Here is a 17,423-nt window from a genome sequence, read left to right as displayed (position 1 = left end):
ACAATTATGAAAAAAACCATTGTAGCATTGTTGTTAGTTTTTGTTGCAGCAAGTTGTTCAGATAAAAAACAAGAAAATGAAATGAATCCAATTGCAAAAAAAGTTCCTTTTGTTTGGGAAAATGCAAATATTTATTTTTTACTAACTGATAGGTTTCTAAATGGAGATACATCAAACGATGTGAATTTTGATAGAACTGGTAAAGCTGCAAAATTACGTGGTTTTAAAGGAGGAGATATTATTGGAATAACTAAAAAAATTGAAGAAGGCTATTTTACTGATCTTGGAATAAATGCAATTTGGATGACTCCAATTGTTGAGCAAATTCACGGTGCAGTGGATGAAGGAACAGGGCTTTCATTTGGTTTTCACGGATATTGGACTAAAGATTGGACAGCTTTAGATCCAAATTTTGGAACAAAAGCAGATTTAAAATTATTGGTGGAAACTGCTCATAAACACAATATTAGAATAGTGTTAGATGGTGTAATAAATCATACTGGACCTGTAACAGAAATAGATCCGGTTTGGCCTTCTGATTGGGTAAGAACGGATGTGCAATGTACTTATAAAGATTATGAATCTACAGTAATGTGTACGTTGGTGAAAAACCTGCCAGATATTAAAACAGAAAGCAATAAAAATGTTGAAATTCCTGAAGCTTTAGCCAAAAAATGGAAAGCAGAAGGAAGATATGAGCAAGAAATAAAAGAGTTAGACGATTTTTTTGCAAGAACAGGTTACCCAAAAGCACCAAGGTTCTACATTATGAAATGGCTTACAGATTATATTACTGAATTTGGAATTGATGGTTACAGAGCCGATACTGTAAAACACACAGAGGAAAGTATTTGGGGAGAATTTAAAAATGAGTGTAATTATGCATTTGCCCAATGGAAGGAAAATAATCCAGATAAAGTGTTAGATGATAATCCATTTTATATGGTTGGTGAAGTATATAATTACGGAATTTCAGGTGGACAATTGTATGATTTTGGAGATAAAAAAGTAAACTATTTTGAAAATGGGTTTAACAGTTTAATAAATTTTGAATTTAAATGGAATGCTGCTCAAAATAATTATGAAGAATTATTTTCAAGATATGATACTATTTTAAATAATCAATTGAAAGGGTTTGGAGTGTTGAACTATATTAGTTCACATGACGATGGATCACCGTTTGATAAAGAAAGAACCAAACCTTTTGAATCTGCAACTAAATTATTGTTGTGCCCTGGAGCAGTTCAAATGTATTATGGAGATGAATCTGCAAGGCAATTAATGGTAGATGGAGCTAATGGTGATGCTAACTTACGTTCATTAATGAATTGGGAGGAAATAGCTACCAATACTAAAACTCAAGAAATTTTAACACATTGGCAAAAATTAGGGAAATTTAGAAGCAATCATCCAAGTATTGGAGCTGGAATTCATAAAATGTTAAGTGAAAGTCCGTATGTTTTTCAAAGAACCTATTTAAAAGAAAGCTTTATAGATAAAGTTGTAATTGGACTGGATTTAAATGAAGGGAAAAAAGAACTGAATATAAATGGGATATTTGAAGAAGGAACCATTTTAAACGATGCCTATTCAGGAATTGAAACACAAGTAAAAGATGGTGTTGTAACTATTGAAACACCTTATTCAGTTGTATTATTAGAAATTAAAAATTAAAAATAAATTATAATGAAACTTTTGAAAATTAGCATACTGTTAGTTAGCGTATTGTTTTTTTCTTGCGCTAAAAAAAATGAATTGCCAACTAAAATTTCTTCACCAGATGCTTCTGTTACAGTAGAATTTCAGTTGAATGAAAAAGGAGAGCCAACTTATAAGATAACCTTTAAAAATAAGGAGGTTATTAAAACTTCTTCACTGGGTTTCGATTTAAAAGATGCTCCTTCATTAAAAGCTGGTTTTGAACTTGTTAATGCAACGTCAAGTAGTTTTAATGAAACTTGGGAAATGCCTTGGGGAGAGCAATCAGAAGTTGTAAACAATTACAATGAACTTAAATTAGACTTGCAAGAAATAGCAGAACTTAAAAGAAAAATAACGCTTGTTTTTAAAGTGTATAATGACGGGTTGGGTTTTAGATATGAGTTTCCTGAACAAGAAAATTTATCAGAAGTTTTTATTACAGATGAAAATACACAATTTAATTTAACGGGAGACCATGAAGTATGGTGGATTCCTGGTGATTGGGATATTTATGAGCATTTATACAATACCACAAAATTATCAGAAATTGATGCGAAATCAAAAGCAAATCATAAAGATTTAGCTCAAACATCAATTCCGGAAAACGCGGTAAATACTCCTGTAACTATGAAAACTGACAACGGATTGTATTTAAGTTTTCATGAAGCTGCCTTGGTTGATTATTCAGGTATGACTTTAAAAGTTGATACAGAAAATTTTGGACTGGAAAGCGAACTTGTTGGATCAAATAATACAGATTATAAAGTAAAAAGAACAACACCATTTACGACTCCTTGGAGAACAATTCAAATTGCAGAAAAAGCAGGAGATTTAATTGAATCTAAATTAATTGTAAATTTAAATGAGCCAAATAAATTAGGAGATATTTCGTGGTTTAAACCAACAAAATATACTGGAATTTGGTGGGAAATGCATTTAGGAAAATCTACTTGGGATTATAGTGGTAATCAAGATATGACTTCTTTTACAACCGATGCAAAACCACATGGGAAACACGGAGCAACTACAGAAAACGCAAAAGCATTTATAGACTTTTCTGCAAAAAATAATATTGGAGGTGTTTTAGTAGAAGGCTGGAATGCAGGTTGGGAACATTGGATTGGTTTTGAAGATAGAGAAGGTGTTTTTGATTTTGTAACTCCATATCCAGATTACGATTTAAAAGAAGTAGTACGTTATGGAAAAGAAAAAGGTGTAGAATTAATTATGCATCATGAAACATCAGCAGCAACTGAAACCTATGAAAAACAACAAGATACTGCGTATGCATTAATGCAAAGTTTAGGTATTCACGCGGTAAAAACGGGTTATGTAGGTAAAATTCTACCAAAAGGAGAATTCCACCATGGTCAATATATGGTTAATCAATACAATAATGCGGTAAACAAAGCTGCAAAATACCAAGTGGCAATAAATGCGCATGAACCAATTAAAGCTACCGGTTTACGTAGAACTTACCCAAATACAATTTCCAGAGAAGGGCTACGCGGACAAGAATTTAACGCTTGGGCTTCTGATGGAGGGAATCCACCAGAGCATTTACCAATTGTTGCATTTACAAGAATGTTAGCAGGTCCAATAGATTATACACCAGGTATTTTTGATATAAAATTTGACAATTGGAAAAAAGACAATCAAGTAAATACCACAATTGCTCAGCAATTAGCGTTGTATGTTGTAATTTACAGTCCAGTGCAAATGGCAGCGGATTTAATTGAAAATTATGAAGGGAATCCAGCATTACAGTTTATTAGAGATGTTGGTGTAGATTGGCAACAAACAAAGGTTTTAAATGGTGAAATTGGAGATTTTGTTACCATTGCTAGAAAAGAGAAAAATTCAGAAAAATGGTTTGTAGGTGGAATTACAGATGAAAATTCGAGAGAATTAGTAATTAATTTTGATTTTTTAAGTCCAAACCAAACGTATGAAGCTATTATTTATGAAGATGGAAAAGATGCGGATTGGGATAAAAATCCAACAGCTTTAAATATTAGAAAAATAGAAGTTACAAACCAATCTATTTTAAACTTGAAATTGGCTCCAGGTGGAGGGTTTGCTATTAGTTTAATTCCAATTATTAAATAATTAAAGAATGAAAAAATTACTTATTATTTTAATCGCATTAACTGCTTTTATTTCGTGTAAATCAGAACCTCAAAAAGAGCAGGTTAAAAAAGGTGAAATTGCTGCATTAAAACCAATATCAGATGAAGTGTTGGAAAGTGCAGTAATTTATGAAGCTAATATTCGTCAGTATTCACCAGAAGGGACTTTTAATAAATTTACGGAAGATATACCTGTTTTAAAAGAATTAGGTGTGAAAATTATATGGTTAATGCCTATAAATCCAATTTCAGAAATAAAAAGAAAGGCTACTGGAGATCTTTTTACAAGTGAAATTGAAGATGTAGAATTGCGTAAAAAATATTTAGGCAGTTATTATTCTGTTTCAGATTATAAAGCTATAAATCCTGAATTTGGTACTAAAGAAGATTTTGACAATTTAGTAAAAGAAGCCCATAAAAATGGAATTTATGTAATTGTAGATTGGGTGCCAAATCATACAGGTTGGGATCATCCTTGGATAACAGCACATCCGGATTTTTATACTCAAAATGAAAAAGGAGAAATTATTGACCCGATAAATCCAGATACCGGTGAATCTTGGGGGTGGACAGATACAGCAGATTTAAATTATGACAATAAGGAAATGAGAAAAGAAATGATTTCTGATTTAAAGTATTGGGTTGAAAATTATAACATTGATGGGTATAGAATGGACGTTGCACATAAAGTTCCTGTTGATTTTTTTGAAACTGCTGTTGATGAATTAAAAAAGATTAAGCCAATATTTATGTTAGCTGAAGCAGAACAACCAGATTTACTTCACAAAGCATTTGATATGCACTATGGTTGGGAAGCGCATCATATTTTTAATGAAATTGCAAATGGAAAGAAAGATGTAAGCGCATTTGATGAATACGTAACAAGAAATGATTCTATTTTGGAAAAAGATGATATTAATATGAACTTTATTACAAATCATGATGAGAATTCTTGGAATGGTACATTACTTGAAAGAATGCCAAATAAAAAAGAAGTTTTTACGGCGTTAATTTACCTTATGAAAGGAATGCCTTTGATTTATAGCGGTCAAGAATATGATTTGTCACACAGATTAAAGTTTTTTGAAAAGGATGAAATCCCTAAAGAAAAAGGAGCATATTTTGATTTACTAAAAAAGTTAGGAGCATTAAAAAATAATAATACAGCTTTAAACGGAGGTAAAAATGCTGCTTCATATATAAGAATACAAACTTCAGATGATAAAAGCATTTTAGCTTTTTCGCGTGAAAAAAACGGTCAAAAAGTTACATTTATTGCAAATTTATCTAATAAAAATCTTGAATTTACGCTTGATAAAATTGGGGAATCAGTTGAATTTTTCACAAATGAAAAGGTTAATTTTTCAAAAGAGAAAATGAATACTCTAAAAGCTTGGGACTATAAAATATATATATATTAATATGTATCCTTAATAAACTTCATAAATACTTCCTTAAATAGAAAATTTTATGAAGTTTTTTTGGTAACACCAAAAATATTTTAAAAATGAAATTAAAATTTTCCAGTACTTTTATGGTGCTAATATTTATTTTTGTGGCTTGTAACCACAAAAAGCAAGAGTTAAAAGAAAATATGGAAGTTAAAACAGCAAAAAAAGAAGTAGTTTATCAAGTGTTTACACGTTTGTTTGGAAATACAAATACAACAAATAAACCTTGGGGAACTATTGAAGATAATGGAGTTGGAAAATTTAATGATTTTACAGTTAAAGCGCTAAATGAAATAAAAGAATTAGGGGTTACATATATTTGGTACACGGGTGTTCCTCATCATGATGTAATAAGAGATTACACAGAATTTGGTATTTCAAACGATGATCCGGAAGTTGTAAAAGGTAGAGCTGGTTCTCCTTACGCTGTTAAAGATTATTACAATGTAAACCCTGATTTGGCAGTAAATGTAGAAAATCGTTTGCAAGAATTTGAAGCTTTAATTGAACGAACTCATAAAGTTGGAATGAAGGTGATTATTGATATTGTTCCAAATCACGTTGCACGTAATTACGAAGGTAAATCAAACCCAAAAGGAATTGAGGATTTTGGTGAAACAGATGATAAAACAAAGCAATACGATGTAAATAATAACTTTTATTATAACCCAGGAGAAGCTTTTAAATTACCAATATGGAAAAATGGATATTTACCTTTAGGAGGAGAAAAACATTTGCTTATTGATGGAGAATTTGATGAAAATCCTTCAAAATGGACAGGAAATGGTTCCAGGGCATCACAACCAGATTTTCATGATTGGTACGAAACAGTAAAAGTGAATTATGGAGTAAGTCCAGATGGTAGAAAAGATTTCTCAGAATTACCAGAAGGATTTGAAAATGAAGATTGTAAAACACATTTTAAATTTTGGAAAGACAAAATAGTTCCGGATTCTTGGGTGAAATTTAAGGATATTGCATTGTACTGGTTGGATAAAGGAGTTGATGGGTTCCGTTATGATATGGCTGAAATGGTTCCAGTAGAATTTTGGAGTTATATGAATTCTTCTATAAAAATGAAAAAACCAAATGCTTTTTTATTGGCTGAGGTATACAACCCAGATATGTACCGTGATTATATTCATAAAGGAAAAATGGATTACTTATATGATAAAGTTGCTTTATATGATACTATAAAGCATATTATGCAAGGTCATGGTTGGACGGATCATATTATTGGGATTCAAGATTATAAAGCGGATATAGAGCACAATATGTTACACTTTTTAGAAAATCATGATGAGCAGCGTATTGCAAGTCCAGATTTTGCTGGTTCAGCTGAAAAAGGAAAACCAGCTATGGTAGTTTCTGCAACTATAAGTACTTCACCAACAATGATTTATTTTGGGCAAGAAGTAGGAGAGCCAGGAGCAGAAAACGCAGGTTTTGGTTCACCAACACGGACTTCAATTTTTGATTATGTAGGTGTTCCAAATCATCAACGATGGATGAATAATGGGAAATTCGATGGAGGTCAGTCAACTACTGAAGAAAAGGAACTAAGAGATTTTTACAAGCGCTTATTGAACTTTACAATTAAAAGTGAAGCTTTAATGGGTAACTATAAGGAAATTCATAGTTATAATAGAGAAAAATTAGATAATTATAATAGAAAACTTTTTTCATTTGTTAGGTGGTCTGAAAACGAGAAATTATTAATTACTTCAAATTTTGATACCATGGTACATTACGATTTGGATCTCCAAATTCCTTCAGAAGTTATAACTTCCTGGGAATTAAAAGATGGTAATTATACTTTAGTGGATCAGCTTTATAATAAAGAAAAATTTACACTAAAAGTAGCTAATGGTGTTGGTGTTGTAAATATTGTTTTAGAACCGTTAAATTCCTATATTTTGAAACTTAAAGAGTAGAGAATTAAAAAATGAATAAAAAAGAGGAATTTTTTCATTTAAATTTCTCTTTTTTACTGAAAAAATTAAAATTCATTTTTTTATTAAAAAAAATATTTTTAATTCTCTAAGAGTATAAAAAATATTTTGATTATTTTTACTCTAAATAACTGAAATTTAGATTTCTAATATAATTTATTTAACCTCGACAAATCGGGGTTTTATAACGTTATAGCACGAAATCGTTTTAGTGAAAATCAAGTAGTTTTATAGGATAAAATTCCTTTACAAAGTACCTTTGACTAATTAATTTTAACCTATGAATGAACCTATAAATAAGATAGCAGTTTTAACCTCAGGAGGAGATGCCCCAGGGATGAACGCTGCAATACGAGCAGTTGTTAGAGCTTGTACATATTACAGAGTAGATTGTATTGGTGTTTACAGAGGATACCAAGGATTGATTGAAGGAGATTTTAAAGAACTATCTGCAAGACATGTAAGTAATATTATAAACAAAGGTGGTACTATTTTAAAATCAGCTCGATCCAAAGATTTTATGACAGAAGAAGGAAGAGCCAAAGCATATGAAAATTTAAAAAAAGAAGGGATTGGTGCTTTAGTGATTATTGGTGGTGATGGTACTTTTACTGGAGGATTAAAATTTATTCAAGAGTATAACTTTCCTATTATTGGTATTCCTGGTACTATTGATAATGACATTTATGGAACAGATAGAACCATTGGTTATGATACGGCATTAAATACAGTTGTTGAAGTAATTGATAAAATTAGAGATACAGCTAGTTCACATAACAGGTTGTTTTTTATTGAAGTTATGGGGCGTGATGCTGGTTTTATTGCTTTAAATACAGGGATTGGAGCAGGAGCAGAAGAAATTTTAATTCCAGAGAAAGATTTAGGATTGGACAGGTTAGTGGAATCTCTTAAAACAAGTAAAGAAAAAGGAAAAACATCAAGTATTGTTGTGGTTTCTGAAGGAGATAAAATTGGGAAAAATGTATTCGAATTAGGAGATCATATTAAAGAAATTTTTCCTGATTATGATATTAGAGTATCTGTTTTAGGACATATGCAACGTGGAGGATCACCAAGTTGTTCTGATAGAGTACTTGCTAGTAGGTTAGGTGTTGCTGCAGTTGAGTATTTGTTGGATAGATCATCTGGAGTTATGGTAGGAATTACCAATAATCAGGTAACTACAGTTGGGCTTAACAAGGCTATTAAAATGAACAACGATATAGATAAAGAATTATTAAAAGTAGCTGAAATAACTTCAGTGTAATATAGATTAATAGATAAAAACAATAAAAATGTCAACAATTAAAATTGGAATTAACGGATTTGGTAGAATTGGTAGAATTGCTTTTAGAGTAGCAGCTAGCAGACCAAATGTTGAAGTAGTAGGAATTAATGATTTATTAGCTGTAGATCACTTAGCTTACTTATTAAAGTATGATTCTGTTCATGGGCAGTTTGATGGAACAATTGATGTTAAAAATGGTAACTTGGTTGTTAATGGAAAAGAAATAAGAATAACTGCTGAACGTAACCCAGAAGATTTAAAATGGGATGCTGTAGGAGCTGACGTTGTACTTGATTGTACAGGAATCTTTACAAATTTAGAAGGAGCAGGAAAACACATTAAAGCGGGAGCTAAAAAAGTTGCAATTTCTGCACCATCTGCAGATGCGCCAATGTTTGTAATGGGTGTAAACCATAAAAAAATTACTGCTGCTGATACTATTGTATCTAACGCATCTTGTACAACAAACTGTTTAGCACCAATTGCTAAAGTTCTTAACGATAATTTTGGTATTGTTGAAGGTTTAATGACAACAGTACATGCTGCAACTGCAACTCAATTTACAGTTGATGGTCCATCTAGAAAAGATTTCAGATTAGGACGTGCATCATTAAATAATATTGTACCTGCATCTACAGGAGCTGCAAAAGCAGTAGGAAAAGTAATTCCAGAATTAAACGGTAAATTAACAGGTATGGCTTTTAGAGTTCCAACTGTTGATGTATCTGTAGTAGATTTAACGTGTCGTTTAGAAAAAGGTGCTTCTTTTGAAGAAGTTAAAGCAGCAATTAAAGATGCTTCTGAAAATGAACTAAAAGGTGTTTTAGGTTATACTGATGAAGGTGTAGTTTCTCAAGATTTTGTTTCTGAACCAAGAACAAGTGTATTTGATGCAAATGCAAGTATTGGTTTAAATGATAATTTTGTTAAAATAGTTTCTTGGTATGATAATGAATTTGGATATTCAACTAAATTAGTTGATCTTGCTGAATACATTAATAGCGTTAAGTAATTAAAAAAACACAATAAAAAATGATTCTAATAGCAGACGGAGGCTCAACGAAAGCTGACTGGATTTGTTTAGATAAATCTGGAAATCAGGTTTTTAAAACTCGTACAAATGGTTTAAATCCAGAGATATTAAATGCAGAAGCTGTATTAAATAGAATCCAAGAAAATCAGGAAATAACGCGTATTAAAAATGAAGTAGCAGAAGTTTATTTTTATGGTGCTGGATGTGGTACCGATAGGATGACTTCACTTTTAACGTCTATATTTGAATCATTTTTTATAAATGCAAAAATTGTAGTAAAAGAAGATACTTTTGCAGCAGTTTATGCAGTAACAACTCAACCGGGTATTGTTTGTATTTTAGGTACAGGATCAAATAGCTGTTATTTTGATGGTGAAAATGTTGAAGTAAGGGTTCCTTCATTAGGTTATATTTTAATGGATGAAGCTAGTGGTAACCATTTTGGTAAAATTTTGATTCAAGATTATTACTATGGAAAAATGCCAAAAAAAGCTGCTAAGCTTTTTGAAAAGCAATTTGATTTAGATGCAGATACTATTAAAAAAAATATTTATAAAGAAGAAAACCCTAATGCATATTTAGCAACTTTTGCTGAATTTTTATTAAAAAATGAACGTACAGCTTATTTTAATAAAGTGCTGAGAAAAGGAATAGTTGAATTCTTTAAAAATAGAGTTTTAACTTACAAAGAATGTGAAGAAGTACCAGTTCATTTTGTTGGATCAATCGCTTTTTTTGGAAAAGATATCATTGAAGATGTTGCCAATTATTATAGAATTGTATTAGGTAAAGTTGTAAGAAGACCTATTGATGGTCTTATTGATTATCACAGAGAAAAATTAAAATTAGAAAAGGTCTAAAATTCTTTCTAACGCCATTCCGCGAGAGCCTTTAATTAATAAGGTTGAATTCTTAAAATCTAATTTTTCATTTGAAGTTATAAAATCTTCAAAATTAACATATTTAAAAGCATTTTTTACATTCGTTGTAGAAAATGCTTTTCCTATTAAATATACCTTATCAAAATTTAAAGTTGTTGCTAATTCAGCAATTTTTTGATGCTCAGCTTCACTATTTTTACCTAATTCAAACATGTCTCCTAAAAAAACAACTTTAGTTTTGTCTTTTAATAAACTAAAATTTTCTAAAGCTGCTACCATACTACTTGGGTTTGCATTATAAGCATCTAAAATAATTTTTAATGATTTTTTTTGAATTATTTGGGACCGATTATTTGTTGGAACATACGCTTCAATAGCCTCTTTAATTGCTGCTTCTGAAATTTTAAAATAGTGTCCAATTGCAATAGCTGCAGCAATATTAGAGTAATTATATTTTCCTATTAAATTACTCTTAATAACCAAATCTTTAAATTTTACTTTTACAAAGGGATTTGCATCCATAAATTCAATTTCATTGCTATTAAAAGTTATACTCTTTATTCCAGCTGATTTTTTTATTTGGGTTTCATCATTTAAATTCACAAAAACGGTTCCATTAGTTTCTCTAAGGAAATCAAACAGTTCAGATTTTCCTTTAATAACACCTTCAACACTTCCAAAACCTTCTAAGTGTGCTTTTCCAAAATTGGTGATATATCCAAAATTTGGCTCAGCTATTTTACATAAAAATTCAATTTCTTTTAAATGATTGGCACCCATTTCAACAATTCCAATTTCAGTTTTAGGAGTCATTGATAATAGTGTTAAAGGAACTCCAATATGGTTATTTAAATTTCCCTTTGTAGCTGTGGTTTTGTATTTTTTTGATAAAATAGCGTTTATAAGCTCTTTAGTTGTTGTTTTACCATTACTTCCTGTTAATGAAATTATTGGGAGGTTCAATTGTAATCTATGGTAATTTGCTAATTTTTGAAGGGTTGTTAATACATCTTTAACCAAAATTATATTTGGTTCGTTTTGATATTTTTCTTCATCAATTACGGCATAAGCAGCTCCTAATTGCAAAGCTTCTTTTGCAAATTTATTCCCATTAAAGTGTTCTCCTTTTAAGGCAAAATAGATACTTCCTTTTCTAATATTTCTTGTGTCTGTATCTGCTAAGTAACTGTTAGAATACAGTTTGTAAATTTGTTTAAGGTCTATTATCATGCTCTAAATATAAAAAAACCTCATTGAAATTTTCAATGAGGTTAGTAATTTGTTTTATATTGTTTTTAATACCTAATTTTGGTGGTTGTAGGCATTCTTCTTTTATAGGTCATAGGTCCAATTCTGTCAGTAACACATCTGAAACCAATATAATTAGTTGCCATATATTCTGGTAAATATCTTCTTTGAGATGGATCTAACCAATATTCTCTGTCTTTCCATGAGCCGCCTTTATAAACACGTGCTTTATCACTAATTAAAGTAGTTCGTTTTTCGGTATCATATTGTTGTTTAATAAATCCACTTTCACCAATTTCTCTAGGTTTTACGGGTGAATTATACATACGAGGTTTAGTTTCTAATTCATCTTCTTCTTTAGCATAAAATTTTGTGGATGCTAAATCACCATCTTTTGCATCAATGTTATATGCCTTATCATAGTTATTTCTCATATAAGCATCACGTTTTGAAACTGGAGTATATTTTACACTACCTGGTAATGCTTTTGGAACTATTTGTCCGTTATCTAAAGTGTCATAACTTACAGTAAAATTATCTGCAATAACAACTTTACCTTCAGCATCAATCATTTTTTTTGTAAATATATTTCCTCTGAAATAATTAAAATCATTGGCATCATTATCAATAATAGGTCTGTAAACATCAGCAACCCATTCGGCAACATTACCGGACATATCATATAAACCGAAAGCATTTGGTTCGTATGATTTTACTTCAATAGTTATATCTGCTCCATCATTACTCCAACCAGGTACACCACTGTAATCTCCTTTACCTTGTTTAAAGTTTGCAAGTTGATCACCCATATAACGTTTGCTTTTATTTCTTGTGTACTTGCCACTCCAAGCGTATTTTTTTCTTCCTCTTATATTGTTATATTCTCTACCTTCTACAACTGCTTTTGCAGCATATTCCCATTCAACTTCTGTTGGAAGTCTAAATTTAGCTGATAAAATTCCATCTGAAACTTTTACGTGTCTTCCTGAAAATTCCCCTCGTTTAGGTTTAAGATCTCCTTTTTTATGCCTTGTTGGTATTCCTTTTTTGTAAATAGTAGAATCTCCATCAAAAAGAGCGGTTGGGTTTATAATATATGTTTCAGTGTCAAAGTGATCTTTACCTTCAACTTCTAACGAATCTAGCTCAAATAAAGGTTTTAAAATACCTTTATCCATCAATATTTTTTCATTTACTCTGTTTGTTCTCCATTTACAATATTGTGTTGCTTGAACCCAACTAACTCCAATTACAGGGTAATCGGCATAACCTGGGTGTCTTAAATAATTTTCAGTTAATAATTCATTAAATCCTAAAACATCTCTCCAAACCAGAGTATCAGGAACGGCAGATTGGTAAATATGTTCATAGTTTATATTATTAGGTGGAAAAACTTTTTCCATCCAATCTAAATAAAATAAATATTCGGAGTTCGTAACTTCAGTTTCATCCATATAAAAGGATCTAACTTGTTGCTTTACTGGCGTTGTATTCCAGTCAAAAAGAACATCATCTTGAATTTGTCCCATTGTAAAAGAACCACCTTCAATTAATACCATACCAGGAGGAGCTTCTTGCCCTCTGTATCCAATTTTAGAATCGTAATTTCCAACTGCACTTCTTTCTGAGGAATTCCATCCTGTAAGAGATACAATTTTTCGAGGATTTCTATTATGGCAACTTACAAATGATATTATTAAGATTATTAAAAATAATACCTTTGAAATTCTTTTAATATTATCAAAGTTCATACTAAACTTATTAGGGTTTTAAGAGTTGCAATTTACATTAAAATAATTTTTTTACAACAAAATAATTAATTATGTTTTTTTCTAACGATTGTTTTTGTTCTTTATTATATGTAATGTTGTATAATATTTAGAAATAATCCCAAATATATAACGTTTTTGAGTTAATGAAACAATTTCGAAAAATAATAATCCTATTTTTATTTGTTGTTGGAAATATGATTTTTGCTCAGCAAAATGAAATAAAATCATTTAAGTTGGAGTGGGAAGATAATGTTGAGTTTGTTATAAATAATAAGTCTTCAATTAATACAAATTTAGTAAAGTATAATTTTTTAGATGAAAATTTAAATCCGACATTTAATAGCAGCTGGCAAGTCAGTTCAAATATTAATTTAAATGAATTTTCAATTAAAAATGTGGTTTATGAAAATATTGATAGCAATAATAAATACAATACAAGCTATATTGAAAACGAAATTTCTGCAAATTTTAATATTGTAAATGCTAAAAATAATTCTTTAGCAGTATTAAATTTAAAGCCCCTTGTTAAAATAAACAATCAAATTAAAAGAATTGTTTCATTTGATTTAGAGTATTCGTTAACCAGTTCAAATAAAAAATCAGCAAAAACAACTACCGTTAAAAATTCGGTATTAGCATCGGGTAACTGGTTTAAATTTTCAATTAATAAAACAGGTGTTTATAAAATTGATAAAGAATTTTTACAAGATTTAGGTGTTAATATAAATTCCATAAATCCAAAAAATATTAGTATTTATGGTAATGGAGGAGCAATGTTACCTTTAAAGAATAGTGATTTTCGTTATGATGGTTTACAGGAAAATGCAATTTTTGTAAATGGAGAAAATGATAACAGTTTTGATGATGAAGATTATATTCTTTTTTATGCACAAGGACCTCATTCTTGGAAATATGGTTCAAATCCAAGCATAAATATTGTAAAACATCAATTTAATATATTTTCAGATAAATCTTTTTACTTTTTATTTATTGGAGATTCTGAAGGTAAAAGAATTTCAGCTCAAACTCCAGTTACTGGTTCAAGTATTTCTACGATAACAAATTTTGATGATTTTACCTTTTATGAAAAAGATGAAGTTAATTTGTTTGCAGTAGGTCAGCAGTGGTTTGGAGATGCTTTTAATATTCAAAATGTTAGGAATTATAAAATCCCTTTTGATGAAATTGATGAATTAGAAGATGTTTTGGTTAGAGTTCGCGGAGTTGTAGAATCATCATTAACATCCACTATGGAGGTAAAAGTGAACAATCAAAATCTGTTTAATATAAATTATGGTGCAATTGGAGGTTTAACTAAAGCAATTGCAAATGAAAATACTGGAAATGTAACTGTTTCGGGGAATGAAATTGATGTTGAAATTACATATAATAACAATGGAAATCCGAGTGCAAAAGCATATCTAGATTATATTGAAGTTTTAGGAAAAAGAAAGTTAATTGCAAAAAATGAACAGTTTTTATTTAGAAATTTTGATGTTTTAAATTCAACTGGAATAAATGAATTTTCAATTGAAAATAGCTCTAATATTAAATGGATTTGGGATATTACAAACCCAATAATTCCTAAAATAGTTGAAAGTCAATCAACAAACTCTAACTTTACATTTAAAGTAAGTGGAGGTCAATTATCAGAGTTTATTTTAATTCCTGAAAACGATTATTTTATCCCAGAATTATTGGAAGTAAGTACTGTTGAAAATCAGAATTTACATAGTTTAGAAAATATTGATTACTTAATTGTTACGCAAGAATTTTTAGTAAATCAGGCACAGCGTTTGGCAGATTATCACAGTAATAATTCAGGGTTGGTTACAAAAGTTGTTCGTTTAGATCAGGTTTATAATGAGTTTTCTTCAGGTTCTCCAGATTTAACGGCAATTAGAGATTTTGTAAAGCATTTATATGATAATGCAACTACAAACCAACTTAAATATATATGTTTATTTGGTGATGCTTCTTATGATTATAAGGATAGAATTGAAGGTAATAATAATATTGTACCAGTTTTTGAAGCATATAATAGTTTTAATTTAGCATCGTCATATGTGACCGATGACTTTTATGGAATGATGGATGAAAATGAAGGGGAATTAAACTCTTTTGAAAGACAAGATATTAGCACAGGAAGAATACCAGTTTCAGATGTAATTCAGGCTGAGCAAGTTGTAGATAAATTACTGGATTATTACAGTGATGCATCATTTGGAGAATGGCGTAATAAAATAACTTTAATAGCAGATGATGTTGATAGGGCTGGTGAAGAAATTTTACAATTAAATATGGAAAAAATTGCAGATTCAATTTTTGCAAATAAACCCGTTTTTAATATAAAAAAAATATATTTAGATGCTTATGCCCAAGAGTCTTCGGCTTCAGGTAAAAAATATCCAACAGTTAATTTAGATATTATTAATCAAATTGATAAAGGAACTTTATTGGTAGATTATTTTGGGCACGGAGGTGAAGATGGTTGGGCAGGTGAAGGAGTTTTTCGTTTGCCAGAAATTCAAAGTTTAAAAAATCAACATAAATTACCATTATTTATTACTGTTACCTGTGAGTTTACCAGGTTTGATAATCCTTTAAGGAAAACTGCTGGAGAATTTTTATTTTGGAAAGAAAATTATGGAGCAAGTACACTTATTTCAACAACTAGAGAAATTTATATAAGTGTTGGTCAGGCGTTAAATGAGCAACTTGTAAAACCACTTTTAAGTTTTAATAATGAAGATTTATCTATTGCAGAAGTATTAATGACTGTAAAAAATCAATTTTCAACAACACAACGATTTTTTATTTTCAATTTTGGAGATCCAGCAATGCATCTAAGTGTACCAAAACCTGCAGCCAAATTAACAAAAATGAATGATATAGATGTTTCAGAATCTTTAGATACAATTAAAGCATTGTCTTATGTTAAATTTGAAGGAGATGTTGTAGATATTAATAATAATTTACTTGATAGTTTTAATGGAGAAATTGATGTTACAGTTTTCGATAAACCTATAAACAAAGCTACTTTAGATAATGATAATAGAAATGTTGTAATGCAATTTGATGTAATTGATAGTAAAATATTTACTGGAAGATCAAAAGTAGAAAATGGAAAATTTTCATTTGATTTTGTTGCTCCAAAAGATTTAAAAGTAGCTTATGGAAAGGGAAAATTAAGTTTTTATGCATCAAATAAAATAATTGATAAGGCGGGTTATAGTTTTGATGTTACCATTGGAGGAATTAATACTGAAGCTCCAGAGGATAATACGGGTCCAATTGTTGAATTATACATGAATGATTTAAATTTTATTGATGGAGGAACTACAGATAGTTCTCCAGTTTTTATTGCTGTTTTAGAAGATGAAAATGGTATAAACACTTCAATAACTGCCGTTGATCACGATATAGTTGCAATTTTAGACAATGATCAAGCCAATCCAATTATTTTAAATGATTATTATCAAACAGATTTAAACGACTACAAAAAAGGAAAATTAAATTATCCTTTAAGAGATCTTTTACCCGGTTTGCATACACTAACTTTAAAAGTTTGGGATACCTACAATAACTTAACAGAATCAACGTTTACTTTTTTTGTAGCTGATACTATGGATTTAGCTTTAAGCAATGTATTAAATTATCCAAATCCGTTTGTTAATTACACAGAGTTTTGGTTTAATCATAACAGACCCAATGAGTTGCTTAATGTTCAAGTACAAATTTTTACTGTTTCAGGAAAATTGGTTAAAACATTAAATGAAACTATTCAAACTGAAGGAAATTTAAGTAGAACAATAGTTTGGAATGGTTTAGATGATTTTGGATCAAAAATAGGAAAAGGAGTTTATGTTTATAAATTGAAAGTAAAGTCAATTAATTCAAATACTTCGGCTCAGAAAATTGAAAAATTAGTAATTTTGCAATAAGAGTTTAATTCAATAATTAAATTA

Annotated in this window: 10 protein-coding genes; 8 read left to right on the top strand and 2 right to left on the bottom strand. The window is 29.8% G+C overall.

What is annotated here, in order from left to right:
- The first annotated feature begins 6 nt into the window (after positions 1-6).
- From BX611_RS14420 to BX611_RS14390, 7 genes are all read left to right on the top strand, one after another.
- The gene (locus BX611_RS14420) at positions 7-1,674 is read left to right on the top strand and encodes an alpha-amylase family glycosyl hydrolase (protein WP_115882602.1); all 1,668 of its coding nucleotides are present in this window, start codon (positions 7-9) and stop codon (positions 1,672-1,674) included.
- A 12-nt stretch (positions 1,675-1,686) separates the two neighbouring features.
- The gene (locus tag BX611_RS14415; RefSeq protein ID WP_115882600.1) at positions 1,687-3,810 is read left to right on the top strand and encodes a glycoside hydrolase family 97 protein; all 2,124 of its coding nucleotides are present in this window, start codon (positions 1,687-1,689) and stop codon (positions 3,808-3,810) included.
- A gap of 7 nt (positions 3,811-3,817) precedes the next feature.
- Positions 3,818-5,251, top strand: coding sequence for an alpha-amylase family glycosyl hydrolase (locus tag BX611_RS14410; protein ID WP_115882598.1), 1,434 nt, complete (start codon positions 3,818-3,820; stop codon positions 5,249-5,251).
- 86 nt (positions 5,252-5,337) lie between these two features.
- Positions 5,338-7,215, top strand: a complete 1,878-nt coding sequence (locus BX611_RS14405; RefSeq protein WP_115882596.1) for an alpha-amylase family glycosyl hydrolase — start codon at positions 5,338-5,340, stop codon at positions 7,213-7,215.
- A 298-nt stretch (positions 7,216-7,513) separates the two neighbouring features.
- Positions 7,514-8,500, top strand: coding sequence for a 6-phosphofructokinase (gene pfkA, locus BX611_RS14400; RefSeq protein ID WP_115882594.1), 987 nt, complete (start codon positions 7,514-7,516; stop codon positions 8,498-8,500).
- 28 nt (positions 8,501-8,528) lie between these two features.
- Positions 8,529-9,533 (top strand): type I glyceraldehyde-3-phosphate dehydrogenase, encoded by a 1,005-nt coding sequence (gene gap, locus BX611_RS14395; RefSeq protein ID WP_115882592.1) that lies wholly within the window; start codon positions 8,529-8,531, stop codon positions 9,531-9,533.
- Between the two features lie 20 nt (positions 9,534-9,553).
- Positions 9,554-10,414 carry a BadF/BadG/BcrA/BcrD ATPase family protein gene (locus tag BX611_RS14390; RefSeq protein WP_115882590.1) on the top strand — a complete coding sequence of 287 codons (861 nt, stop codon included), beginning with the start codon at positions 9,554-9,556 and terminating at the stop codon, positions 10,412-10,414.
- Here BX611_RS14390 and BX611_RS14385 read toward each other — a convergent pair.
- Both BX611_RS14385 and gldJ read right to left on the bottom strand, forming a co-directional pair.
- On the bottom strand, positions 10,400-11,659 hold the full coding sequence (locus BX611_RS14385; protein ID WP_115882683.1) for a UDP-N-acetylmuramoyl-tripeptide--D-alanyl-D-alanine ligase: 1,260 nt from the start codon (positions 11,657-11,659) through the stop codon (positions 10,400-10,402). The genes BX611_RS14390 and BX611_RS14385 overlap by 15 nt on opposite strands.
- A gap of 71 nt (positions 11,660-11,730) precedes the next feature.
- Positions 11,731-13,434, bottom strand: coding sequence for a gliding motility lipoprotein GldJ (gene gldJ, locus BX611_RS14380; protein ID WP_115882588.1), 1,704 nt, complete (start codon positions 13,432-13,434; stop codon positions 11,731-11,733).
- A gap of 164 nt (positions 13,435-13,598) precedes the next feature.
- On the opposite strand from gldJ, the gene porU reads away from it, so the two are divergent.
- Positions 13,599-17,399, top strand: coding sequence for a type IX secretion system sortase PorU (porU, locus tag BX611_RS14375; protein WP_240324984.1), 3,801 nt, complete (start codon positions 13,599-13,601; stop codon positions 17,397-17,399).
- Positions 17,400-17,423 lie beyond the last annotated feature (24 nt).

It is taken from the genome of Lutibacter oceani, assembly GCF_003384935.1.
GTDB classification, from domain to species: domain Bacteria; phylum Bacteroidota; class Bacteroidia; order Flavobacteriales; family Flavobacteriaceae; genus Lutibacter; species Lutibacter oceani.
The sequence above is the reverse complement of the archived record's forward strand: the minus strand, read 5'-3'. Positions and strand labels throughout refer to the sequence as shown.